General features: G+C 67.9%; 29 protein-coding genes and 1 pseudogene. 13 read left to right on the plus strand and 17 right to left on the minus strand.

Annotated features, from left to right (window positions below; translation table 11 throughout):
* Positions 1–117 precede the first annotated feature (117 nt).
* From ACFDTH_RS11680 to ACFDTH_RS11690, 3 genes are all read left to right on the plus strand, one after another.
* On the plus strand, positions 118–252 hold the full coding sequence (locus ACFDTH_RS11680; protein ID WP_375287700.1) for an entericidin A/B family lipoprotein: 135 nt from the start codon (positions 118–120) through the stop codon (positions 250–252).
* 150 nt (positions 253–402) lie between these two features.
* Positions 403–789, plus strand: coding sequence for a hypothetical protein (locus ACFDTH_RS11685; RefSeq protein WP_375287701.1), 387 nt, complete (start codon positions 403–405; stop codon positions 787–789).
* An 82-nt stretch (positions 790–871) separates the two neighbouring features.
* Entirely contained in the window at positions 872–1,771 is a 900-nt protein-coding gene (locus ACFDTH_RS11690; protein ID WP_375287702.1) for an SDR family NAD(P)-dependent oxidoreductase, read from the plus strand.
* A 9-nt stretch (positions 1,772–1,780) separates the two neighbouring features.
* Here ACFDTH_RS11690 and ACFDTH_RS11695 read toward each other — a convergent pair whose 3' ends face one another.
* Both ACFDTH_RS11695 and epsC read right to left on the minus strand, forming a co-directional pair.
* Positions 1,781–2,122, minus strand: a complete 342-nt coding sequence (locus tag ACFDTH_RS11695; RefSeq protein WP_375287703.1) for a DUF2794 domain-containing protein — start codon at positions 2,120–2,122, stop codon at positions 1,781–1,783.
* Positions 2,123–2,141: 19 nt separating this feature from the next.
* On the minus strand, positions 2,142–2,813 hold the full coding sequence (epsC, locus tag ACFDTH_RS11700; RefSeq protein WP_375287704.1) for a serine O-acetyltransferase EpsC: 672 nt from the start codon (positions 2,811–2,813) through the stop codon (positions 2,142–2,144).
* 157 nt (positions 2,814–2,970) lie between these two features.
* Here epsC and ACFDTH_RS11705 point away from each other — a divergent pair, with 157 nt between their 5' ends.
* The 3 genes from ACFDTH_RS11705 (at position 2,971) to ACFDTH_RS11715 (ending at position 5,493) form a co-directional block, all read left to right on the plus strand.
* Positions 2,971–3,738, plus strand: coding sequence for a sulfite exporter TauE/SafE family protein (locus tag ACFDTH_RS11705; protein ID WP_375287705.1), 768 nt, complete (start codon positions 2,971–2,973; stop codon positions 3,736–3,738).
* 73 nt (positions 3,739–3,811) lie between these two features.
* On the plus strand, positions 3,812–4,714 hold the full coding sequence (locus tag ACFDTH_RS11710; protein WP_375287706.1) for a hydrogen peroxide-inducible genes activator: 903 nt from the start codon (positions 3,812–3,814) through the stop codon (positions 4,712–4,714).
* Between the two features lie 65 nt (positions 4,715–4,779).
* Positions 4,780–5,493 (plus strand): fasciclin domain-containing protein, encoded by a 714-nt coding sequence (locus tag ACFDTH_RS11715; RefSeq protein WP_375287707.1) that lies wholly within the window; start codon positions 4,780–4,782, stop codon positions 5,491–5,493.
* Here the strand turns inward: ACFDTH_RS11715 and ACFDTH_RS11720 are convergent, their stop codons facing one another.
* Genes ACFDTH_RS11720 through pgsA form a run of 3 tightly spaced genes read right to left on the minus strand, consistent with a single transcriptional unit; the run spans position 5,494 to position 6,745 of the window.
* Positions 5,494–5,928, minus strand: a complete 435-nt coding sequence (locus tag ACFDTH_RS11720; protein ID WP_375287708.1) for a molybdenum cofactor biosynthesis protein MoaE — start codon at positions 5,926–5,928, stop codon at positions 5,494–5,496.
* Positions 5,925–6,176, minus strand: coding sequence for a molybdopterin converting factor subunit 1 (gene moaD, locus ACFDTH_RS11725; protein ID WP_375287709.1), 252 nt, complete (start codon positions 6,174–6,176; stop codon positions 5,925–5,927). Before moaD ends, ACFDTH_RS11720 begins: the two co-directional genes overlap by 4 nt.
* Positions 6,176–6,745 carry a CDP-diacylglycerol--glycerol-3-phosphate 3-phosphatidyltransferase gene (gene pgsA, locus ACFDTH_RS11730; protein WP_375287710.1) on the minus strand — a complete coding sequence of 190 codons (570 nt, stop codon included), beginning with the start codon at positions 6,743–6,745 and terminating at the stop codon, positions 6,176–6,178. Before pgsA ends, moaD begins: the two co-directional genes overlap by 1 nt.
* A gap of 123 nt (positions 6,746–6,868) precedes the next feature.
* Here pgsA and ACFDTH_RS11735 point away from each other — a divergent pair, with 123 nt between their 5' ends.
* Positions 6,869–8,164 (plus strand): MFS transporter, encoded by a 1,296-nt coding sequence (locus ACFDTH_RS11735; RefSeq protein ID WP_375287711.1) that lies wholly within the window; start codon positions 6,869–6,871, stop codon positions 8,162–8,164.
* Positions 8,165–8,166: 2 nt separating this feature from the next.
* On the opposite strand, the gene ACFDTH_RS11740 is transcribed toward ACFDTH_RS11735, so the two are convergent.
* Positions 8,167–8,334: a hypothetical protein gene (locus ACFDTH_RS11740; RefSeq protein ID WP_375287712.1), complete on the minus strand. Its 168-nt coding sequence runs from the start codon at positions 8,332–8,334 to the stop codon at positions 8,167–8,169.
* Positions 8,335–8,491: 157 nt separating this feature from the next.
* Here ACFDTH_RS11740 and ACFDTH_RS11745 point away from each other — a divergent pair, with 157 nt between their 5' ends.
* Entirely contained in the window at positions 8,492–9,121 is a 630-nt protein-coding gene (locus tag ACFDTH_RS11745) for a laminin B domain-containing protein (RefSeq protein WP_375287713.1), read from the plus strand.
* A 19-nt stretch (positions 9,122–9,140) separates the two neighbouring features.
* On the opposite strand, the gene ACFDTH_RS11750 is transcribed toward ACFDTH_RS11745, so the two are convergent.
* The 10 genes from ACFDTH_RS11750 to ACFDTH_RS11795 all read right to left on the minus strand — a co-directional run bounded on the left by ACFDTH_RS11750 (position 9,141) and on the right by ACFDTH_RS11795 (position 17,328).
* Positions 9,141–10,463, minus strand: coding sequence for a PQQ-binding-like beta-propeller repeat protein (locus ACFDTH_RS11750; RefSeq protein WP_375287714.1), 1,323 nt, complete (start codon positions 10,461–10,463; stop codon positions 9,141–9,143).
* A complete protein-coding gene (locus ACFDTH_RS11755) occupies positions 10,460–11,164 on the minus strand; it encodes a tetratricopeptide repeat protein (protein ID WP_375287715.1) in 705 nt (234 codons plus the stop codon). The genes ACFDTH_RS11750 and ACFDTH_RS11755 overlap by 4 nt, the downstream gene beginning before the upstream one ends.
* 58 nt (positions 11,165–11,222) lie before the next feature.
* Positions 11,223–12,095, minus strand: coding sequence for a 3-methyl-2-oxobutanoate hydroxymethyltransferase (gene panB / locus ACFDTH_RS11760; RefSeq protein ID WP_375287716.1), 873 nt, complete (start codon positions 12,093–12,095; stop codon positions 11,223–11,225).
* Positions 12,096–12,118: 23 nt separating this feature from the next.
* The gene (locus ACFDTH_RS11765) at positions 12,119–12,544 is read right to left on the minus strand and encodes a hypothetical protein (RefSeq protein WP_375287717.1); all 426 of its coding nucleotides are present in this window, start codon (positions 12,542–12,544) and stop codon (positions 12,119–12,121) included.
* Between the two features lie 47 nt (positions 12,545–12,591).
* Positions 12,592–12,933, minus strand: a complete 342-nt coding sequence (locus ACFDTH_RS11770) for an arsenate reductase (RefSeq protein WP_375287718.1) — start codon at positions 12,931–12,933, stop codon at positions 12,592–12,594.
* 192 nt (positions 12,934–13,125) lie between these two features.
* Positions 13,126–13,440 (minus strand): quaternary ammonium compound efflux SMR transporter SugE, encoded by a 315-nt coding sequence (gene sugE, locus ACFDTH_RS11775; protein ID WP_375287719.1) that lies wholly within the window; start codon positions 13,438–13,440, stop codon positions 13,126–13,128.
* Between the two features lie 114 nt (positions 13,441–13,554).
* On the minus strand, positions 13,555–14,946 hold the full coding sequence (locus tag ACFDTH_RS11780) for a Coenzyme F420 hydrogenase/dehydrogenase, beta subunit C-terminal domain (RefSeq protein ID WP_375287720.1): 1,392 nt from the start codon (positions 14,944–14,946) through the stop codon (positions 13,555–13,557).
* Positions 14,939–15,985 carry a polysaccharide pyruvyl transferase family protein gene (locus ACFDTH_RS11785; RefSeq protein WP_375287721.1) on the minus strand — a complete coding sequence of 349 codons (1,047 nt, stop codon included), beginning with the start codon at positions 15,983–15,985 and terminating at the stop codon, positions 14,939–14,941. Before ACFDTH_RS11785 ends, ACFDTH_RS11780 begins: the two co-directional genes overlap by 8 nt.
* Positions 15,986–16,042: 57 nt before the next feature.
* Positions 16,043–16,450 (minus strand): DUF6165 family protein, encoded by a 408-nt coding sequence (locus tag ACFDTH_RS11790; protein ID WP_375287722.1) that lies wholly within the window; start codon positions 16,448–16,450, stop codon positions 16,043–16,045.
* The gene (locus ACFDTH_RS11795; protein ID WP_375287723.1) at positions 16,447–17,328 is read right to left on the minus strand and encodes a glycosyltransferase family 9 protein; all 882 of its coding nucleotides are present in this window, start codon (positions 17,326–17,328) and stop codon (positions 16,447–16,449) included. The genes ACFDTH_RS11790 and ACFDTH_RS11795 overlap by 4 nt, the downstream gene beginning before the upstream one ends.
* On the opposite strand from ACFDTH_RS11795, the gene ACFDTH_RS11800 reads away from it, so the two are divergent.
* Complete coding sequence (locus tag ACFDTH_RS11800; RefSeq protein ID WP_375287724.1) at positions 17,327–18,193, plus strand: TIGR04290 family methyltransferase; 867 nt, start codon at positions 17,327–17,329, stop codon at positions 18,191–18,193. The two genes, ACFDTH_RS11795 and ACFDTH_RS11800, sit on opposite strands and share 2 nt — an antisense overlap.
* Here ACFDTH_RS11800 and ACFDTH_RS11805 read toward each other — a convergent pair.
* Positions 18,175–20,262 carry a malate synthase G gene (locus ACFDTH_RS11805; RefSeq protein ID WP_375287728.1) on the minus strand — a complete coding sequence of 696 codons (2,088 nt, stop codon included), beginning with the start codon at positions 20,260–20,262 and terminating at the stop codon, positions 18,175–18,177. The two genes, ACFDTH_RS11800 and ACFDTH_RS11805, sit on opposite strands and share 19 nt — an antisense overlap.
* 128 nt (positions 20,263–20,390) lie before the next feature.
* Between ACFDTH_RS11805 and ACFDTH_RS11810 the strand changes: the two genes are divergently transcribed.
* From ACFDTH_RS11810 to ACFDTH_RS11825, 4 genes and pseudogenes are all read left to right on the plus strand, one after another.
* A complete protein-coding gene (locus ACFDTH_RS11810; RefSeq protein WP_375287725.1) occupies positions 20,391–21,038 on the plus strand; it encodes a hypothetical protein in 648 nt (215 codons plus the stop codon).
* Entirely contained in the window at positions 21,026–21,829 is an 804-nt protein-coding gene (locus ACFDTH_RS11815; RefSeq protein WP_375287726.1) for a hydrolase 1, exosortase A system-associated, read from the plus strand. The genes ACFDTH_RS11810 and ACFDTH_RS11815 overlap by 13 nt, the downstream gene beginning before the upstream one ends.
* A 25-nt stretch (positions 21,830–21,854) precedes the next feature.
* Positions 21,855–22,166 carry a DUF2934 domain-containing protein gene (locus ACFDTH_RS11820; protein WP_375287727.1) on the plus strand — a complete coding sequence of 104 codons (312 nt, stop codon included), beginning with the start codon at positions 21,855–21,857 and terminating at the stop codon, positions 22,164–22,166.
* Positions 22,163–22,558 (plus strand): annotated as a pseudogene (locus ACFDTH_RS11825) (glycogen debranching enzyme GlgX); the annotation flags it as partial. The gene ACFDTH_RS11820 and the pseudogene ACFDTH_RS11825, both read left to right, overlap by 4 nt.

The following is a 22,558-nucleotide window of genomic DNA, read 5'->3' on the forward strand; positions in this document are numbered from 1 at the left end:
CCGGTGACGCTTTCGGGCCTTTAACTTTCCAGCACATACCACGATCGCTCGGACCGGCTGCGGAACGAAGCAGGCCGCAGCGCATTGTAGAAGCAGTCAGGCAAAAGGGTCATAGTCATGCGCAAGCTGTTCGGAATCGTGATGGTCGCGGGCGCGCTGCTGGTCAGCGCATGCAACACGGTGGAAGGCGCGGGCCGCGACGTCTCGTCGGCCGGAGACGCCGTCTCCGATGCGGCTGACGACGCGAAGTAATCGGCAGGTCTCGCGATCGAGTAGGGCGGCGAAGCATGGGCTTCGCCGCCCCTCTTCATTGTGCGGACATCGAATCGCCTCCGAAACGAAGGACCCATCAGCGTGCCCGTGCGTTCGGCACCCGCGATCCACGATAGACAGGAGAGTCGCATGAAGTTCGTGTTGCTGGCGGCTGCCGCCGTCCTTGCCGCGCCGCTGATGGCGCAGACTACTCCGGCATCGGCCGACCAGACCACGGCGCCTGCCGACCAGATGGAGCCTGGCACGGCGCCCGCCCCGGCGGATCCGGCCGCACAACAGCCTTCGGGCGGCATGTCCGACGCAGCGCCCGCGGGCGATCCCTCCGCTGCCGATCCGGCGGGCGGCTATCAGCCTTCCGCACCCCCGATGCAGGGAACTCCGCAGGCCGGCCAGACGGTGACGTTCCAGCAGGCACCCTCGCCTTCTCAGGCTTTCCCGGCGCCCGCGCCGATGCAAAATTATCCGATCTGCAAGAAGGGTCAGTACGACAACTGCATGCAGCGCGGCGGTCGCTGAGGCTGACCAATCCGGCAGTTGCATCGCAACAACCGATCTCTAGGGAAAGGCGCTCATCCTTTAGGAGGGGAGCGCCTTTTCCATGTCCATCCGTTTCGATGACAAGATCGCCATAGTTACCGGCGCCGGCGGCGGGCTGGGCCGCGAATATGCGCTGGAGCTTGCCCGGCGCGGTGCCAAGGTGGTGGTCAACGACTTGGGCGGCGATCGCACGGGCACCGGCGCGTCCGACGCGGCGCAGCAGGTGGTCGCCGAGATCGAGGCAGCGGGCGGCGTCGCGATGGCCAACGGCGCCAGCGTTACCGAATATGAGCAGATGGCCGAGATGGTCGCCCGTGCCAAGGAAGCGTGGGGCGGTGTCCACATCCTGATCAACAACGCCGGCGTGCTGCGCGACAAGACCTTCACCAAAATGGACCCGGCCGATTTCGAGTTCGTGGTCCGCGTGCACCTGCTCGGATCGGCCTATGCCACCAAGGCGTGCTGGGACACCTTCCGTGAGCAGAATTATGGTCGCGTCCTGATGACTGCGTCGTCTACCGGCCTGTTCGGAAACTTCGGCCAGGCGAACTACGGCGCCGCGAAGCTCGGTCTCGCCGGGCTGACCAAGACGCTCTACCTTGAAGGCGCCAAGAACAACATCAAGGTGAACACGCTCGCCCCGGTCGCCGGCACGCGTATGACCGAGGAGCTGTTCCCCGAAGCCCTGTTCAAGGCGTTCGATCCGGCAAAGGTCATGCCGGCGGCGCTCTATCTCGTCAGCGAAAATGCACCAACCAACCAGATCGTGGGCGCAGGCGCAGGCGTGTTCCAGGCGAGCTACGTCACCCTTACCCAAGGTGCGCTGCTGACCGGGGACGATCTTTCGCCCGAAGGCGTGGAAGCGCACTGGGCTGAGATCACCGATCGTAGCGGAGAAATCGTGCCGGACTCGGGTGCGGGCCAGTCGATGGTGATCGGCAAGAAGCTTCAGGGCGGTTGAGCCGCGGCACTATTCCTCGACAAGCTTGAGGAGGCGTCGCTCCACGGGCGCGAGCACGGGCCCCAGCTCGTGCCCGCGCTTCACCACCTGCCCAGCCTCGCCAAGCAGCGCCCACATGCCCTGCCGGTTGCGGAGCGCCGGACGCTTTTCGATCCGAAACTCCGGCCGCTCGGCACTGCGGCGGAAGGCCGCGAAGACGGCCGCGTCCCGGCCCAGGTCGATCGCATAGTCACGCCAGTGCCCGGCCGCGACCATTCGTCCGTAGAGGTCGAGAATGCGGGTCAATTCCGTTCGCTCAAATCCGATCTGCGAGGCCGTGCGCCGCGGATCGGGAAACGGGATCACACCCATCAGGCCAAGCGCCCCGAGGTCACGCCCGGTCGCGCTCCCTCTCGTCCAGCAGGTCGTCCAGCCGCTTGCGCACCTGTTCGAGCTCACAGCGCAGCAGCTCCACCTTCTGCGTCTGCGGATCGAACATGCCGCTGCACGGCGTACCGTAGGGGACGAATCGGGACTCGGGCGCGGCACCACCGTCCACCATCGTCGCCCGCGCCGGGATGCCGACGACGGTCGTTCCTCCGGGCACGTCCTTGGTCACCACCGCATTGGCGCCGACCCGCGCGCGCGGGCCGACCGTGATGGGCCCGAGCACCTGCGCGCCCGAGCCGATGATCGACCCGTCCGCCAAGGTCGGGTGCCGCTTGCCGCCGACGCCATTGTCGGGGCTGGTGCCGCCCAGCGTCACGCACTGATAAAGAGTCACGTCGTCGCCGATTTCGGCCGTTTCGCCGATCACGACAAAGCCATGATCGATGAAGAAGTTGCGCCCGATGGTCGCGCCGGGGTGGATGTCGATGGCGGTGCAGAAGCGGGACCAGTGGTTGACGATCCGGGCGAGCAGGAAGAGGCGCCGCCGGAACAGTCGATGCGCGAGCTTGTGATAGCCGAGCGCCCAGACACCCGGATAGGTCAGGATCTCCAATCGCGATCGCGGCGCCGGATCGCGCGCGCGGATCGAATCAAGATAGGCGAGCAATCCCATGGGCGTCCCCCGGCCGGGCAAAATCGGCAGATAAGTCACTCCCTGGCCGTTTTCCAGTGCGTCCCGTCGAGCTGCAAACCTACAGAATTCCTATCTCTCTTGTCGGTTATGCGCGTTGCTGGCAAAGCGGCGCCACTCGACCTGGGGGGAACACCACGTGGACTTTTCGCAACTCGATTTTGCCACGCTGCTGCCGTTCATCGGCGCTGGCTTCGCCGCGCAGATCGTTGACGGCGCGCTCGGCATGGCGTTCGGCGTCATCTGCAACACCCTGCTTGTCGCTGTGATCGGCCTGCCGCCGGCGCGTGCCTCCGCCAACGTCCATATCGTGGAGACCTTCACCACCGCGATTTCCGGGATCAGCCATTTCGTTTCCGGCAACATCGACAAGGGTCTGTTTCTCCGGCTGCTGATCCCCGGGTTCGTCGGCGGTGTCACCGGTGCCTATCTGCTCACCAACATCGACGGCGATCTCGTGAAGCCGTTCGTGCTGGGCTATCTGATCTGCATTGGCATCTATCTGCTGGTGCGCGGCATCCTCTATCCGCCCCAGGTACAAAAGCCCAAGGTGGTCGAGCCGTTGGGGCTGATCGGCGGCTTCCTCGACGCGATGGGCGGCGGCGGCTGGGGCCCGATCGTCACCTCCAATCTGCTGGTCCAGGGCGTCGAGCCGCGCAAGGTGGTCGGCACCGTCAATTCGGTGGAGTTCTTCCTGACGCTCACCGTGTCCGCCGCCTTTATCGTCAACCTCGGCCTGAAGGACTTTGCGGTCGCCACGGTCGGCTTGCTGATCGGTGGGGTGATGGCCGCACCGTTCGGCGCGATCATGGCGAAGCGCATTCCCACCAAGGTGCTGCTAATCCTCGTTGGCACTGTCCTTACCATCACCAGCGTGTATGGCTTCATTCGTGCGGTGCTGCTCTAGGCCGCCAGTCTACGACCTTGCTTGATCGATCCAGTCGCGTAACATGCGAGGAATCGATCGAGAAAGGCGATAAGTGGCAACGACCTACCTGCCCACGCTAAAGCAATTGCAATATCTTGTCGCGCTCCGGGACAATGGTCATTTCGGGCGCGCGGCGGACACGTGTTTCGTCACGCAATCCACCCTGTCGGCCGGCTTGCGGGAACTGGAGGCGCTGATCGGGGTCACGCTGGTCGAGCGGACCCGCCGCGTCGTTCGCTTCACACCGTTAGGCGAACAGATTGTCGCCAAGGCGCGCAAGGTGCTGCGCGAGGCGGAGGAACTCGGCGATCTCGCGCGAGCCGCAGGCAAGCCGTTGTCCGGCGAGATGCGGATGAGCGTGATTCCGACGATCGCTCCCTTCCTGCTCCCTCGCGTGCTGCCCCGGCTCCGGCACGACTATCCTGAACTGAAGCTCTATCTGCGTGAGGAGCCGAGCGCCGCCGCCTGCGATTCGTTGCATGCCGGCCGGGCGGACTGCGTCCTGCTGGCGCTGCCATTCGCCTGCGGGGACGTGGTCGCGGCGCCGCTGTTTGCAGATCGGCTGTTTGTGGCCTTCCCCCATAGCGATCGCCGATCCGGCAACCCGGGCGCGATCCGTCCGTCCGAAATCGACGAGGCAAGGCTGCTGCTGCTTGAGGACGGCCACTGCCTCAAGGATCACGCGCTCGCCGCCTGCAACCGGCCCGAATTGCGCGCGGAGGCCACAATGCTGGGCACCTCGCTGCACACGGTTGTGCAGATGGTGGAGAACGGGCTGGGCGCAACCATCCTGCCCGAACTCGCGATCCGCGGCGGCATCCTGGAGCACACGCACATCGCGGCCCGTCCGCTCGACGCGGAACATGCCGAGCGCACGGTCGCCCTCGCTTGGCGTCCGGCCAGCCCGCGCGAACGCGACTTCCGCCTGCTTGCCCGGTTGCTGGCAGAAGCCTGAGTGGCGGGAACTTGTTACGCGAGTGAACCGTAATCCTCGGCGACACCAATCGACGGAGGATCTCGATGCACAATCTCGTTCGTGGCGTGGCGCTGGTCTCCGCCCTGGCCGCCGCGCCCGTTCTGGCCCAGACCACGCCGGCGCCCGCCGGCACTCCCGCTCCCGCCGGTACCAGCGCGCCGGCTCCCGCGGGCGCCCAGCCGCAGACCGGGACGCCTACCACAGCAGCGCCGGCTACGGCGACTCCCGCTGCCGGCACACCTCAGGCGACCACCCCCGCCACCCAGGCCCCCAATGCGCCGATCGACGGCACGGTTGCCGATGCGACCAAGCCCATCGCGACCACCATCGCTTCGGTCCCCAGCCTGTCCACCCTGGCCGGTGCCGTGAAGGCTGCCGGCCTGGATGCGCAACTCACCGGGCCTGGACCGTTCACCGTCTTCGCGCCGACCAACGATGCCTTCGGCCGCCTGGCGCCGGGCACGATGGAAAAGCTGCTCGAGCCGGCGAACAAGCCCTCGCTGACCAAGGTTCTCACCTATCACGTCGTTCAGGGCAGCATGACTTTGGCCGACCTGAAGGCGCGCATGGCGTCCGGCGGCGGCAAGGTGTCGCTCACCACCCTCGCGGGTGACACGCTGACAGTGGCCACCGAGGGCGCCGCGATCGCGCTGACCGACACCAACGGCAACAAGTCGTACCTCCAGGTGCCGGACGTGCGCCAGTCGAACGGCGTGATCCACGTCGTCAACGGCGTGGTGGTGCCGAAGCTCGGCTGATCAGCCTTGCCAGCGCGCGGCGGCGGCATCGTCGCTGCCGCGCGCATCCACCCAGCGGTGCGTGTCGCCGCGGGTTTCGCGCTTCCAGAACGGCGCATCGGTCTTAAGCCGGTCGATCAGGAACGCGCACGCGTCCAGCGCCGCGGCGCGATGCGCGGATGCGGTGCCGACGAACACGATGCGCTCGCCCGGCGTCATCGGCCTGATGCGATGGATCACCGTCGCCGCTAACAGAGCCCAGCGCTCGGTCGCTTCCGCACACAGCACCTCCAGCGCCCGCTCGGTCGCGCCCGGATAATGTTCCAGCTCAAGCATCGTCACGCCATCGTCGGCGCGCACCAGGCCGGTGAACGTCGCCACCGCGCCGGTCACCTCCAGACGCTCCAGTTCCGCCGATACGTCGATCGGCTCGGGCGAGACGACCACCCGGATCATCCGCCGGTCACCGGCGGGAAGATCGCGATCTCCTTCGCGCCCCTGATCGGTGCGCTAAGCGGCACGAACGCCTGGTCCACCGCCGCGCGCAGTCGCGCGCGCTCCCTGAAGGCGTCCGCATGTCGTTCGCTACGCCCCGCCAGCCAGTCGATCAGTTCGGCGACGCTACCGACCTCCGTGGGCGGCGACACCTCCTCGGCGGCGGTGCCCACCGCCTCGCGCACCCAGGCAAAATAGAGCACCTGCATCACGTATCCATGTGGCGCAGGCCGATGCGCAGGTAATCCCAGCCGGTCACCATCGTCAGTGCCGCAGCACCCCATAGCGCGCCGAGGCCGATCAGCTTGATGGCGGGCATCGCGGGCAAGGCCCCTGCCAGGATCAACGCTCCCAGCGCGACCAGTTGAAGGGTCGTCTTCCACTTGGCCAGTTGCGACACCGGCACGGAAACCTGGATGCCACCCAAAAACTCCCGCAGGCCCGAAACCATGATCTCGCGCAGCAGGATCACCATGGCCGCGATCAGGTGAATGCCGGTGATGATCGCTCGGTCCTCGAAGCGGGTGCCCACCAGCATCAGGATCACCGCGGCGACCATGATCTTGTCCGCGATCGGATCGAGGAACTGGCCCAGCTTCGATACGGTGCCCTGCGCCCGCGCGAGGTAGCCGTCGAAGTAGTCGGTCACGCCCATCAGGCAGTAGAGCGCGAACGCGAGCGCGTAGCCCGCCTCCCACTGGGGCTGCCACAGCAGCGCCACCAATAGCGGCACCGCGACGATCCGGGACAGCGTGAGCAGATTGGGCAGGGTCAGCATGCGACCGAGATCGTAGGTCCGCCCTGCCGCCCCGGCAAGCGAACCATCGCACTTGACGTTGGCGTAAGCCGCAAGGCTGGGCTATGTCGCCGCACAACCGCCACAACGGGGCCATTTCCCGCCATGATCAACAGCCTCGGGCTGCTCAAGCGGCGTCGCTTCCTGCCGCTCTTCGTCACGCAATTCCTCGGTGCCTTCAACGACAACCTGTTCAAGACCGGAATGGTTTTGTTCGCCACCTATGAGGTGCTGGCGGACCCGCGGCAGGAGAGCTTCTTCAACGCGCTCACCGCCGCGCTCTTTATCCTGCCGTTCTTCCTGCTGTCCGCATTGTCGGGACAGCTTGCCGACACCGTCGACAAGGCGCGGATCATCCGCATCATCAAGCTTGCCGAGATCGGCATCATGGCGATCGGCGGCGCGGGTCTGCTGCTGGCGCGCACCGGCGCGGTCACCGTGCCGATCGTGCTGATGCTCACCGCGGTGATGTTGCTCGGCGTCCACTCCACCTTCTTCGGCCCGATCAAATACGCGATCCTGCCGCAGCATCTGGAGGAGGATGACGTGCTCGGCGGCACCGGGCTGGTCGAGGCAGGGACCTACCTGTCGATTCTGCTCGGCACCATTCTCGCCGGCCTGATCTATCGCTCGACCCTGGTGGTCGCCGGCACCACCATCCTGGTCGCGGTGCTCGGCCTGGCGGTCGCGCAGAAAGTGCCGCCCGCCCCCCGGCTGGGTCCGCCGCTGAAGCTCGACTGGAACCCGTTTACCGCATCCTGGCGCCTGGTCTCGGCCACCCTCCACATCCCTCGGCTGTTTTTGGCGATCTGCGCGATCAGCTTCTTCTGGACGATCGGATCGGTACTGATCGTGATCTTCCCGCCGCTGGTGAAGAATGTGCTCACCGCGGATGCGGCCACTGCCAGCGTCGTGCTCGCGATCTTCTCGGTTGGCGTCGCAATCGGCTCGGTGGTGATCAACCTCATGCTGAAGGGCGAGATCTCGGCCCGCTACGCCCCCGCCTCGGTGCTGGCGATGGGCGCCGCGGTGCTCGCGTTCTGGTTCGTGGCGGGCTTGTGGGTGCCCGCACCGGCGGGGACGCTCTACAACGTCGGCGAGTTCATGTCCCACCCGCGCGCGCTGCTCGTGCTCGGCACGTTGCTGGGCGTTGCCATCTTCGGCGGGATGTTCGTCGTTCCGCTCTACGCCTTCCTCACCACCACCGTCACCAAGGACCACACCGCCCGCACGGTCGCCGCGAACAATGTGGTGAATGCGGGTGCGATGACGGCGGGATCGCTGGGCGTCGCGGGGCTGGTCGGTCTGGGCGTCACGCCATCGCAGCTCCTGCTGCTGGTCGCCGCCATGTGCGTGATTTCGGCCTGGATCGCCCTCCAGCTCCACCGCGCCTGCGACTGAGGTCAGGCGATGAACGTATAAAAGCAGATGAAGAAGGCGGTGAAGCTCAGCACGAAAAGCTTCAGGTCATGGTCGTCACCGCGCGGCGGAAGCTCCCGCCGCGGCGGCGGCAGCTGGCGGCGGATAGGATGGCCGGCGGCTTCGTTCCTGGCGACAAGTGATCGGGTCATAGCGGCACGGTAAACGCCGCATTAACGATTCTGACCAGTGCGGAATCCCGCTATCGCCTTGCCGTCCCGCGCCGGGACGGTGCCGTGAGGTCGCTTTCGTCCAATACCACGGCCATGCCGCAGCTAGGATCGTCCGCAGAAGAGCGGAGACCAGCACATGGCGAAGATCGCATCCTACTTCAAACGCGGCACGCAGAACTGGACCATCTCGGGCGACGTCAATGCCTTTGAATGGCGCCCCGCCGGCGGGAATCCTACCGGTCATCTGTCATGGCAGGACGCCGCCGCGGGCAACGTCGCCTATTGGCAGGCACCGGTCAAATACCTCGGCAACTTGCGCGCTTTCATCAACGGCACCCTCAGCTTCGACTGGTTCTCCTCCGGCGGCAGCCGCTTCGACGACGCGGATCTGGTGCTCAACGGTGGCAACGGAGTTACGCTCGTTGCGGATGTCACGGATCCAGGTAGCGACTGGAGCCATGTCTCCGTCCGGCTGGGCATGCGCGGCCATTGGCACATCGGCACGATGGAGGGGCCGCTTGCCACAGGCAAGCAGATCGCCGCCGTATTGCGGGACGTTGCCCAGTTTCAAATCCGGGCGGAGCACATCAACGGTAACGAGACCGGTGGCCTCGACAATGTCGTGCTGCTGTCAAAGCCGCAGCCCGATCCGGCTCCGGACCTCTCCGCCGCCTTCGAAACGGGCGATCAGGCGCTCGCGGTGGACCGGCTCGGCGTGCCGCCGATCTGGCATGGCCCCGACACGGTCCAGGCGATGCTGGTCTGAGCGCGAGACGTGCGCCAGCTCAGCGGTAGGCGCTGAGCTGGCCCTTCTGGTCCAGGAGGTAGATAGCACCGTAGGAGACGACCGGCGGCAGCGAGAAGGAGTCGCCCGCCTCGATCGGTTCGCCCAGCGCACCATCGGCAGGCGCCACGGTGGCGAGCTGCCCTTCCGAATTGGTGAGCCAGAGGCGGTTGCCGGCGAGGACCGGCCCGTACCAGGTGATCGGCCCCGAGCGCTTCTTGGTGTTCCTGAAGCCCTTCAGCTGCGAGATCCAGCGCACCTTGCCACTGCCCCGCGACAGGCACACCAGCCGCGCGTCGTTGGTCATGACGAACAGCCACTCGCCAGCGAGCCACGGCGTCGAGATGCCGGCGAGGTTCTGCTCCCACAGGCGCTGTCCGGTGGCGATCTCCACCGCAACCATGCGCCCGCCCTGCCCCACCGCATAGACACGTCCGTCCGCCATCACCGGATCGGCATCGATATCGGCGAGGCTGGACACCGATGTCGAGATCGAGGTCCGCGACAGCGCATCCTGCCAAAGCGTACGGCCATTCTCATAGCGATAGGCGTTGAGCTCGCCGCTGGAGAAGCCGGCGACGATCGTCCCCGCGCTCACCGCCGGCGCCGCCACGCCGAACACGCCCTGCGTTTCCAGGCTGCCCGATTGGGTCCACTGCACCTTGCCGTCCGCGTCCGAGAGCGCGAACAGCTGGTTGTCCTGGCTGAGCACATACACCTGGCCGTTGGCCACCGAGGGCGCGCCCCGCAGCGGCCCGCCGGGCTTGGCGCGCCAGAGTTCGGTGCCGTCGTTCGCGTTGAGCGCGACGACGTCGCCAAGGCCGTCGGTGGCATAGACCTTGCCGTTGTCGAAGCTCACGCCGCCCCCGAAGCGGGCCGCGCGATTCTCCTCGGTCTTGGCGACATCGGTCGACCAGAGCGCGTTGCCGTTGCGCGCGTCGAAGGCGTGCACGCGGGCCTCCACATCGACGACGAACAGCTTGTAGTCCCCGAGCACGGGCGCGGCGCCGAGACGCTGGCGGTTGGAGCCGGCGTCGATCGAGGCGTGCCAGATCCGCTGCGGCGATTCGTTCTGAAGCGCCAGGTGGCCCATCGACTTGGCGGCGTTACCCCCCGGCTGGGTCCAGCCCTCGTTGATCGCGGGCGCCGGCACGGTGACCGGCAGATCGGCCATCGTCTTGTCGACCTCGGCGTCATTCTCCGACACCAGGATCGGCACGCGATTGCCGACGGTCGGGGTCTTCTTGCCCTTGCCCTTGAATACCCCGCAGCCACCGGTCGCGAGCAGCGACGCGATGGCGACCGACGCCAGAAACTTCTTCATCGTGCCTTTTCCACACCCGCGCCGACCGCGTCGACCCCCATCACCCCGGCCAGCTGAATGGCACGTTGCCGAAGCGACTCGGGCACGTCCTTGTCCGCCGCCATCTTCTTGAGGAGCGCACCGGCGAGATCGCGGCGGCCTTGCTTGATATATGCCGCGGCGACCAGCTCGCCCGCGCTACCGAACCAGGGGTTGCCCGGCGCCGCCAGCGTGCGCAGCCGCTGCACGATTACCTCGGGCTTGAGGCTGTCGAACTCGGCGTTGGTCTGGCGGATCAGCGCGAGATCGCGAAACGGCTGGCCGACGCCCTCGTCCTTCGCCACCTCGCCGAACTTGGCGGCGGCGCCGCGCAGATCCTTCTTCACCAGCAGCACGTCCGCCTGGAAGAAGCGCGACAGCGCGCGATAGCCGGCGATGTCCGATCCGGCGAGCTCGGCCAGCGGCTTGGCCGCCGCCTCTGGCTTGTCCGCCGCCAGGCTATCAAGCGCGGCCTGATACTGGGCCGCCTGCGCCTCTGCGACCTGATCGCGATGGTGGCGCCAGTAGAACCAGCCGCCGAGCGCGGCAAGCAGCAGCACCACGCCGATGATCGCGGCGATGCCATAGCGGCGGAACAGCGTCGCCGCCTGCTCGCGGCGCAGCTCCTCGTCCACCTCGCGCAGGAAAGCCGTATTGTCTTGAGGCGTCAGCGCCACCAACATGTCTCCGGGATCGGGAAGGCGATTGCCTTAGCGATGCCGCGCCCGAAACGGAAGCGGCCTACGCCTTGGGCAAGTAGATCTGGTCCGCGGTCGGGAAGCTGCGCGCGCGCACCTCGCCGGCATAGGCCTCGGCCGCGGCGGAGATCACCCCCGCCATGTCGCCATAGCGCTTCACGAAGCGCGGCACCCGCTCGAACAGGCCCAGCATGTCCTCCGCGACCAGCACCTGCCCGTCGCAGTTCGCCGAAGCGCCGATACCGATGATCGGCACCGGCACCGCCGCGGTCATCTCGTCCGCGATCGGCGCCAGCACGCCCTCCGCCACGATCGCGAAGGCACCCGCCTCGGCGATCGCGCGGGCATCCTCCAGGATCTGCTGGCGCTCGGCGTCGCTGCGCCCGCGCGCGCCATAGCCACCCAGCGCGTTCACCGCCTGCGGCGTGAGGCCGACATGCCCCATCACCGGAATGCCGCGCCGCGACAGGAAGGCGACCGTCTCGGCCATCGCCGTCCCGCCCTCCAGTTTCACCGCGGCCGCGCCGGTGCCCTTCATCAGCCGCGCCGCAGTGGCGAAGGCCTGCTCGGGGCTTGCCTCATAGCTGCCGAACGGGAGGTCGATCACCACCGCGGCATGATAGCTGCCGCGCACCACCGCCGCGCCATGCGCTTCCATCATCTCGGTGGTGACCGGGATGGTGGAGGGCAGGCCGTAGATCACCTGCCCCAGGCTGTCGCCGACCAGCAGGATGTCGCAATGTGGATCGAGCAATTGCGCCATCCGCACCGTATAGGCGGTGAGCATCACCAGCGGCTCGCCTCCCCCCGCGCCTCCAGTCTTGCGCGCGCGGATCGCAGGGATCGTGACGCGCTTCATCGGCGCCGAAACAGGCGTCGCGCGGCTGGTGGAGCTGTCGATCGTGTAGGTGGACATGGACGAACCCTAACGCGTGCCGCTCAGCGCAGCCAGCCGCGACGGACCGCATGGTTCGCCAGCCAGATTTCGCCGACGGTGACCGCAACGATGAAGATCGGGAAATAGATGGTGCCGACGCCCTTGACCGCGACGATATCGCTCGTGGCGAACAGATAGCCGAACTGGACCAGCACGGCGACCAGCGCGATCACGAACAGCGGCAGCGCAACCCGACGGCCGAGGAACAGCGCGATCGCCCCGGCCAAACCCGCGCCGGTCGCCAGCGCATAGACGCCATTGTACCAGGCGGGCAGGCTGGCGAAGAGCGCGCGGTCATAGTCGGTCGCCGGCCCCATCGCCTCCGCGCCGAGCCGGATTTGCTGAATGCAGGCGAAGACGCCCATCAGCCCCCATAGGATCAGCACCCCTGCAATGATGGCGAACCACGCCGGACGCTTTCCCCGCATTATCTCGCTCCTCCCGCTCGCGCGGCAGGCTGCGCCCAGATGCCGCGTCAGGCAAGCGTCGCGTAGCGTTCCGGACTGAAGCCGACCTCCAGCACCTCGTCGCGCACCAGCACCGGGCGCCGGATTGCGGAAGGGTGCGCCAGCATGATCGCGAGTGCACGTTCGGCATCAAGGTCCGCCTTGTCGGCGTCCGGCAGCTTGCGGAAGGTGGTGCCCGCCCGATTGAGCAGCGCCTCCCACCCCAGCCGCGCGACCCAGCGGCGCAGCTCGGCCTCGGGCACGCCGGCCTTCTTGTAGTCGTGGAAGTCGTATGAGACCTCATGCTCGGCGAGCCAGGTCCGCGCGCGCTTCACGGTGTCGCAGTTGGGGATGCCGTAGAGGGTGGTCATGTGGCTCTCGTTGTCAGTTCGAAGCCGCGCATACACATCCGTTGTCCCGTCGCACCAGCGACTGGAGCGAGACTCCATCAAACCGCACAACCTCCGTTCACCCTGAGCGAAGTCGAAGGGCACGGAACTGCCGGTGTGAGAGGTGCTTCGACTTCGCTCAGCACGAACGGTTCAGGCGGACGAAACCCCACGTCAGCTCGACACCTTCATCAGGATCAGCCCCGCCACGATCAGCAGCGCGGCGATCACCCGCGCCGCGGTGACCGGCTCGTGCAGCACCGCCACCCCGACCAGGAACGCGCCGACCGCGCCGATCCCCGTCCACACCATATAGGCGGTGCCGAGCGGCAGGCTCCGCATCGACCAGGACAGCAACCCGAAGCTGATGATCATCCCGCCCAGCGTCACCACGCTTGGCCACAGCCGCGAAAAGCCGTGCGATTGCTTCATCGCGCTCGCCCATACGACCTCGAACAGACCAGCGATCACCAGAATGATCCACGCCACGACAGCCTCCTTCAGGCTGCCGGGCCGTCCCGGTCTTGACCGCCATGTCGCTGGCACGGGAACGTGGTCGCCGCACGACGGAGATAGCGTCGGGGGCGCCTACGGGCAACCGCCCTACCCGTCCCGCTTGCGCCCCTCGATCCGGTCCAGCCAGCGCCCGAGCCGGCCATGCCCCCAGGCGAGCCCCTGGTAGAGCGTCAGCGCCGCGCGCGCCCAGCGCAGGTACAGGCCGTGCCAGCCCGTCCGCCGCGCGACCCGGAACACCGGGTGGCTCAGCCGCGCGATCCACCAGCGCGTGCGATAGACCAGCCGCCGGCGCCACGGCAGGTCGTGCGCGCCGGGCGTCACCCTTTTGGGCGGGCGCACGCCGCGCTTATACCAGGTCAGCCGATAGGCGAGCCCCTCGCGCCGGTGCCGGAACCCCGCCGCCTGCGTGCCCACCACGAACGCCGCGTCCACCGGCTCCAGCGCCAGCCGCCCCGCCGCGCGCGCCGCCTCGACGATCTCGGCCAGCTCGCGCGAGCGCACGATCGCGACATTGGTGCCACGCCCATCGGACGAATAGGGCTCCACCCAGGCGTCGCCGAACGCGATGTCGGCGGTCTCGGCGACCACATCGTCGCAGAAGTTGCATGCGCTGTTCTGGAAAAAGCCCGCGCCCCAGTCGCCATCGGCGAGGTGCATCCAGTCCTGCTCGGCGATGCGCCCGTCCGCCAGCGCCAGCGAGGCGCGGTACCAGTTCGCCGGCCGGCCGGCATCCTTGCGGCGATAATCCACCGCCTGGATCGCCGGCACCGGCGCGCCGGTCTGCCAGGCGAAGCTCTCCACCAGCCGCGCGCTCTTCATGTGGCCGCAGAACAGGCCGAGCAGATGGGTGATCCGCTCCGCCAGCACCGGCTCCGCCTCGCGCGCAAGGTGCACCGCCTTGGTGAAGCACGGCACACCGACGATTGCGTAGCGGCCGGGGGTGGCGCGGATCGTCGCCAGCACGTCCGAAAGCTCGATCGGATGATAGCGCGACTTGGCACCGCCGCGGACCTCGCCCTCCGAGCGCGACAGGCGATACCGGAAATACGGCCCGCCCGTTTCCGGATCGTGGACCGCGGCGACATGCGCCACCGCATCGACCAGCCCGCGCCGCAGCAGTTCGGCCGCCACCCAACTGACCAGCCCGCCCGAACTGCCCGGCTCACGGAACCCTTCTCCGGCGTGGCCGACATAGGCGTGCTCGAACCGACCGATCGCCGGGTCCACGGCGGGTGCGCCGGGAAAGCGGTCCCACGCGATCGCATCCTCGTTGCGCGCGGCGGGGGAGAAAGGGCAGCGGCGGGAGAAAGCGGGCGTGCGCGCGCGATACCAGCTGTCCGGCCCCTCGGGCTTGAGCTGGCCGCACCGATCCCACGCCATGCGCGTGTCCGCCACGCCCGCGACGCAGCTGCCGCAGCCGATGCACAGCCCAGAACGAACGATGTCGCGCGGGGAAACGAGAGCGGGCGCCTCAGCCAAGGGCGGTGCGGAGGAAATCGTGCGATTGCGCGCGGAGCGCGGCGATCCGCTCGTACACCGGTTCGCCGAGCGGCGCGGCGAGCGCGGCATCGAGCCGATCCGCGGACCAGTCCGGCGTCATGATCCGGTCCTCCCCGCCCAGCAGCGCCATCAGGTCGCGCACCTTGTTGAACCGGTAGGCGCTGGGCGCGGTGACCAGGGGCCGGCGGTTGACCAAAGCAAAGACGCAGCCGTGGAAGAAGTTGGTGACCACCGCATGCGCCCCCGCCATCGCTTCGGCAAACGCCTCCGGCCCGGCGTCGATCCGGTGCTCGTCGGCAAAGACGTTGCGATAGCCCAGGCTGAGCAGCGGCACGCCGGTGCGGTCGCTCCACCCGCGCAGCGCAGCGGCGAGCCAATCGGGAAAGCTGTGTCCGTAGACCAGCAGGTGGCGATGCGCCACGCCCCCGGGGATCACCTCCGGAAACTGGAGGCACGGGTCGAGTACAATCGTTGGCGCCCTGCCCGTTGCCGCCTCGACCAGCGCGGCGGAATTCTGGTCACGCACCGAGATCGCATCGAAGCGGCGCAGGCGCGCGGCATAGTCCTCACCGATCCCATCGTGCGCGTCATGATTGCCGATGCTGGCGGCGTAGGAGATGCGGCGTGCATCGATCCCGTCGCCGAAGAACACCGGGTGGCCACCGTACCACGGGTGGCGGAAGTTCCACACCTCGTCGCTGCCGATCACGACCGCGTCGTAGCGCCCGGCCCGATGCGGCTCGTCAAGCGGGTAGCGCGGCGACAGCGGCAGCGCCGCCCAGGCACGCTCGAAGGCGCGGCCCTTGCGCTTGTAGAGCGGCAGGTCGGTAGGGTCGCTCCGCTCGGGCAGGGTCGGCTGGAGCAGGCAGTCGATCTCGCGGCGCGACACGCGCGGATCGTCATGGTCCATCAGCTCGGCTTCGTGGCCAAGCGCGCGCAGGCCCTCCACCAGGCAGCGCGCCTGCCAGTAGGACCCGCAATTGAAGCAGCGATGAAAGGTCAGGACCCCGATGGGCACATGGTTCTCCGATTGGGGCGGGGCAGCCTTTAGGGCGGTTCGGGCGCGGCGTGAAGCTCAGCCCAGCGCGGCAGCGCCTTCGGCTTGCGAAACCCAATAGCTCTTTTCCTCAATGATTTCGGAGCCAAGCTTGATATTGATCGCACGTTTCAGCGCCGCGCGTTCGTCGTTGGTGCGATAGACCGAGCGGGCGAGCGCGACGAACTCCGCGCCGAACAGGCCAAGTGCCTCCTCCCGACGGATCGCATCCTCGATGTCCCACAGCGCCAGGTTGATCGCGCGCAGCTGATCCAGCAGCCCCGCCACCTCCTCCATCACGGGGACGGTAATGGCGTGAAGCAGCGCATGCTCATGCGCCACGTTGCCCCGTGCGGCCGGGTCATCGAGCCGGTCCAGCTTGATCTCCAGAATGGTGAGCTTGTCGAGGACTTCGCCCCAGGAGACGGGGACACTGGGGCTGGTCATGCACGAGAGTTCTTGTCGAAGAACGGGTTGCGCGCAAGGTCTGCTGCGACCTCGGCGATCGCCGCCGGCCAGTCGCCCGGGCTCGGCTGCGCGAAGAGGCGCATGGTCGGATACCAGGGCGTGTCGCGCCGCGCCGGATCCCAGCGCCAGTCCGGATCGTGCTTGAGCAGCAGCCAGGTCGGCCGCCCGAGCGCGCCGGCCAGATGGGCGATCATCGTGTCCACCGTGATCACCAGCGCGCAGCCCGCGACCAGCGCAACCGTCGCGTCCATCTCGAACGGGCAGCCCTCCGGGTTGAGCGCGTCGAACGGCGCCGGCTCGGCGACCATGCTGACGCATGGCCCCTGGCAGAGCGGCGCGAGCAGCGCGGGCGGCACGCAGCGCGTCGGGTCCCAGTCGCCGGCGCTGTAGCACAGGCCGATCGTGCCGGGCGGCAGCGCCGCGGGCTCGGCTTGCAGATAGGGCGCGGGTGCCTGCTCCGGCGTCGCGCGCAGAGCAAACGGCAGTTCGGTGATCTCGACGTTACACTCGGAAGCGGGGAGCGGATTGGCGACGTCGAACGGCATGAAGCGGATGCCAGCGCCCAGCCCGTTCAGCAGCGATATCAGCCGCGGCTGCGCCTCCACCGTCACCGAGGCGGCGCGCCGCGCCAGCAGCGGCAGGAAGCGCGCGAACTGGAGCGTGTCGCCCAGGCCATGATAGCAGCGGACGAGCACGTCCTGCCCGTCCACCGGCGTGCCGTCCCACACCCAGCGCAGATGATAGGGCAGCGCCGGGTCGTCGCGCGTGGCGGGGTCGCGCTCCGCCAGCGTCGCGCCCGCCAGCGTCCAAGCGGTCGAATGGTCGCCCGCCCGCATCGCCGCCGTCCAGCGCGCCATGCGTTCGTTCACCACCGGCGCGATCGTTGCGCAGATGGAACAGCGCCGCCGAGCATTCGTTGGCGCGCTTCCACAGGGAGAACAGGCGTTGAACCGGAACGAGACATTGCGCGAGCAAATCGCCGCGCTCGGCCCCTGGTTCCACAACATCGACCTCGATGGCATCGAAACCGCGCCGGATCACTTCCTCGGTGACTATCCGCGCAGCAAGTTCAGCCGCTTCGCCGCGGCTCTTCCCACCGACCTGCAAGGCCGCAGCGTGCTGGACATCGGCTGCAACGCCGGCTTCTATTCGGTGGAGATGAAGCGACGTGGTGCCGGCCGCGTGGTCGGCATCGACAGCGACGAGCGCTATCTGGCGCAGGCCCGGCTCGCCACCGCGGCGCTGGGGTTCGAGGGTGTCGAGTTCCGCAACTGCTCGGTCTATGACGTCGCCTTGCTCGGTGAGAAGTTCGACCTCGTGATCTTCATGGGCGTGCTCTATCACCTGCGCCACCCCCTGCTCGCGCTGGACCTGATCCGCGAACATGTCGCCGGCGACCTGATGCTGTTCCAGACCATGCAGCAGGGCTCGACCGAGGCGGCCGAGGTGCCGGAGGACCACCCCTTCTTCACGCCCGGCACTTTCGATCCGCCCGCCTATTTCGACGCGCCCGGCTATCCCAAGATGCACTTCATCGAGCGCAAGTTCGCGGGCGACTGGACCAACTGGTGGGCGCCGAACGCCGCCGGCAGCCAGGCGATGCTCCGCGCCGCCGGCTTCACCGTCGAAGCGACACCCGACGCGGACGTGTACCTCTGCCGCGTCGCGCCGGTGCCGTTCAGCCAATACGGCCCCGCCGCGGTCTATCCCGCCAGGGGCTGAGCCTTGGCCTTGTGCCGGAAGGCATGGAGCAACGGCTCGGTATAGCCGCTCGGCTGCGCAGCCCCCTCGAATACCAGCCCGCGGGCGGCCTGTAAGGCGAGGCTCGCGTCCTCGTGACCGCTCATCGGCCGATACGCCGGATCGCCGGCATTCTGCGCGTCCACCTTGGCCGCCATCCGCCGCAGCGACGCCTCGACTTCGTCCGCGGTCACGACGCCATGATGCAGCCAGTTGGCCAGCAACTGCGACGAAATGCGCAAGGTCGCCCGATCCTCCATCAGCCCGACGTCATGGATATCCGGCACCTTCGAGCAGCCGACACCCTGGTCGATCCAGCGAACGACATAGCCCAGGATGCCCTGCGCATTGTTGTCCACCTCTTCCGCAATCTCCTGGGCGCTCCAGTTGCGCCCGGCGGCGAGCGGCACGGTGAGCAGGTCGGCGAGCGGCGCGATCGGCTCCGCCGCCCGCTCGACCTGCCGCGCAGCGACATCGACACGATGATAGTGCGTCGCGTGCAGCGTCGCAGCGGTCGGCGACGGCACCCACGCCGTGCTGGCACCGCTCTGCGGATGCGCCAGCTTCTGCGCCAGCATGTCTGCCATCATGTCAGGAGCGGCCCACATCCCCTTGCCGATCTGGGCTTTTCCACCAAGCCCGCAGGCGAGGCCGATCTGGACATTGCGATCCTCATAGGCTCTGATCCACGCGCTCGCCTTCATCTCGCCCTTGCGGACCATCGGGCCGGCGTGCATCGACGTGTGGATCTCGTCACCGGTGCGGTCGAGGAAGCCGGTGTTGATGAAGACGATCCGGTGACGCACCGCATGAATGCACGCGGCGAGGTTGGCGCTGGTCCGCCGCTCCTCGTCCATCACGCCAACCTTGATCGTGTGCCGTTTGAGGCCGAGCAGGTCCTCCACCGCGTCGAACAGCCGGTCGGTGAACGCCGCTTCCTCGGGCCCGTGCATCTTGGGCTTGACGATGTAGATCGATCCGGCGCGGCTGTTGCGCCTCTTGTCATGGCGCGCGATCAGCGCGGTGACGATCGCGTCGAGGATGCCCTCCGGCGCCTCCGATCCGTCCACCAGCCGTACCGCGGGCGTGGTCATCAGATGGCCGACGTTGCGCACGAACAGCAGGCTGCGGCCGGGCAGCGCGAACTCGCGCCCGTCCAGCCCGGTGTAGCGCCGGTCATCGGCCAGACGCCGGGTCAGTGTCGTGCCGCCCTTGTCGAACGTCTCCTCCAGGTCGCCGCGCATCAGACCGAGCCAGTTGGCATAAGCCGCGACCTTGTCCTCGGCATCCACCGCAGCGACCGAGTCCTCCAGGTCGCAGATCGTGGTAATCGCCGATTCGAGCACCACATCGGCCAGCCCGGCAGGATCGTCGCGCCCGATCGGATGCTCGCGGTCGATCAGCAGTTCTAGGTGCAAGCCATTGTTCTTGAGTAGGAACGATCTGCCGCGACGCCCCACCAGCTGTGTCGGATCGGCCAGCACGGGATCACCACCCTGCCAGTCCGCCCAGCTACCCCCCGCCAGCGGCACCGCGTCGTCCAGGAACGCTTTGGCCCAGGCGATCACTTGCGCGCCGCGTGTGGGATCATAGCCGCCCGCCTTGGAGGGGCTACCGAGCGCATCGGTGCCGTAAAGCGCATCGTACAGGCTGCCCCAGCGCGCATTGGCGGCGTTGAGCAGGAAACGGGCGTTGAGGATCGGCACCACCAGCTGCGGCCCGGCGATCCGCGCGACCTCGTCATCCACGCCATCGGTGTCGATCGTGAAGGCGGCCGGTTCCTCGACGAGATAGCCGATCTCGCGCAGGAACGCCTGATATTCCTCCCTATCGACCGGAACACCCTGGCGCGCGACGTGCCAGGCGTCGATCTGTGCCTGGAGCTCGTCACGCACCTGGAGGAGCCGCGCATTCTCCGGCGCGAAGCGGGCGAACAGGTCGGCTATGCCGCGCCAGAACGCGTCCGGATCGAGCCCGGAGCCCGGCAAGGCGGCGGATTCGAGGAACGCTGCCAGCGGCTCTGCCACCGACAATCCCGCACGCTCGACCATATTCATGTCCCCTACTCCCTCTGTCATGCGCCTTTCCGGCCGCTTTGGGCCCGGCATAGGTTGCAGCGCAGCAAAGCGCCAGTGCGACCGCACTTGCGGGAAGCCCGCGCTTCTTCCACGTTGCCTGCATGACGCTGCGGGTCGGGCGCTATGAATGGGTTGGCGGCGTGGAGGCAATGCTCCGCTTCGGTCCCGACCATGGCCCGACGCTGCTCTGCGCCGCGCCCTTGTTCGAGGAAGCGAACCGCACCCGCGCGGCGATCGTGGACGTGCTCCGCAGCCTCGCCACGCGCGGCATCGCCTCGGCGCTGCCGGACCTGCCCGGTACCGGCGAGAGCCTGCTGCCGACGCCGGAGGCGACGCTCGCCGGCTGGCGGCAGGCCTTCGCCGCCGCGGCGCGGGCGCTGCCTGACCCCGTGTCGGTGATGGCGTGGCGCGGCGGCGCGCTCGTCACCGTCGACGTGGCCGGACCCCGCTGGCACCTGTCGCCGCTGTCCGGTGCGGAGGTGATGCGCGACCTGCGTCGCACGCGCGGTGCGGGAGAGACGCAACTGTTGGCGGGCAACGACTTGTCTGGTGAACTTGTCGCCGAACTGGAGAGTGCAGCGCCTCCGGCTGCAACTCGAACTGTACGCCTCGACACCGATCCGCGCCTTGCCGACCTGAAGCTGCCCGGCCGACCCCTTTGGCGCGCTGCCGAGCCGGGCACCGATGCCGCGCTCCAGGCTGCAATCGCCGACGATCTCGCCTGCTGGATCGCCGCATGCGCCAGCTGATCGCCTTCCCCTGCGCGGGCGAGACGCTGGTCGGCACGCTCGATGCAGCGCCCGGCGCCACCGGCCTGCTCATCGTCTCGGGCGGCAACGAGATCCGCGCTGGCGCGCATCGCGGCATGGCGATGCTGGCCGCGCGGGTTGCGGCGGCGGGCCATCCGGTGTTCCGCTTCGACCGGCGTGGCGTCGGCGATTCGAGCGGCGAGAACGGCGGCTTCCGATCGAGTGGACCGGATATCGCGGCCGCTGCCGAAATCTTTCGCCGACATGGCGTCCCTCGCCTCATCGGCTTCGGCAACTGCGATGCGGCAAGCGCACTGGCGCTATTCGGTCGCGCCGCCGGGCTCGACGGCCTCCTCCTCGCCAATCCTTGGGTGGTCGAACCCGCCGACGACCTGCCGCCGCCCGCCGCGATCCGCGCCCGCTATGCCGCACGGCTGCGCGATCCCGCGGCATGGCGGCGGCTGCTCACCGGCGGCGTGTCGCTGACCGGGGCAGCGCGCGGCATCGCTCGAGTTGCCGGGCCCGGCAGCGGCGAGAAAACCGATCTGCTCAGTGCGATTGCGGGCTGGCCCGATGCCCGCGTCCTTCTCGCGCGCGGCGACGCCACCGCCCTCGCTTATGCCGACGCGGCCAAACGCCGGCCGATGCCGCCGGTGACGATCCTTGATACCGCCTCGCACAGCTTCGCCGATGCCGCCGACGCGCTCGTCGAAGCGGTGATCGCGGCCTTGATCCGGAGCAGCGCGAAAAACACCGACGGCGGTGGGTCCTATCCGCCGCTGGAGAGTTGAGGCGCCAAAACAGGAGGACTCACCAATGAGCGAGCAGGGCGGCGACCATATCCGCGAGCGGGCCTACAAGATCTGGCAGGAAGAGGGTGAACCCCACGGCCGGCACGAGGAGCATTGGGCGCGCGCCGAGCAAGAGTCGCAGGAGGACACGCCCAATGAGGGCGAGCCTGCCACCGACCAGACCGCCGAAGACGACAACGCCGATCAGCCGACGCCCCCACTCGCCGCGGAGCAGTTATCGGAGTCCGCCGCAACGACCGCGCCGACTGATCCGGCGGTCGCAGCTCCCCCGGCCAAGCCGAAAGCGCGACGTACCACCAAGAAGGGGGCGGCTTGAGCGCCTTCGCCGACCGGCTCCAGCCGGGATCGCCCTACCCGCTCGGCGCCACTTTTGACGGCCTGGGCGTCAACTTCGCAGTCTTCTCGGCCAATGCCGATGCGGTCGAGCTGTGCCTTTTCGATCCGGCCGGCAAGCGCGAGCTCCAGCGCTTCCGGCTACCAGAGTGCACCGACGAAGTGTGGCACGGCTACTTGCCGGACGTCGAGCCGGGCCTACTCTACGGCTATCGCGCGCATGGCCGCTACGAGCCCGAAGCCGGGCATCGCTTCAATGCCAACAAGCTCCTGCTCGATCCCTATGCCCGCAAGCTGAGCGGCGCGATCCGGTGGACTGATGCGCTCCACGGCTATCGCATCGGCCATCGCCGCGAGGACCTGTCCTTCGACAAG

The sequence above is a fragment of the Sphingomonas sp. genome, from assembly GCF_042096255.1.
Lineage (GTDB): Bacteria > Pseudomonadota > Alphaproteobacteria > Sphingomonadales > Sphingomonadaceae > Sphingomonas.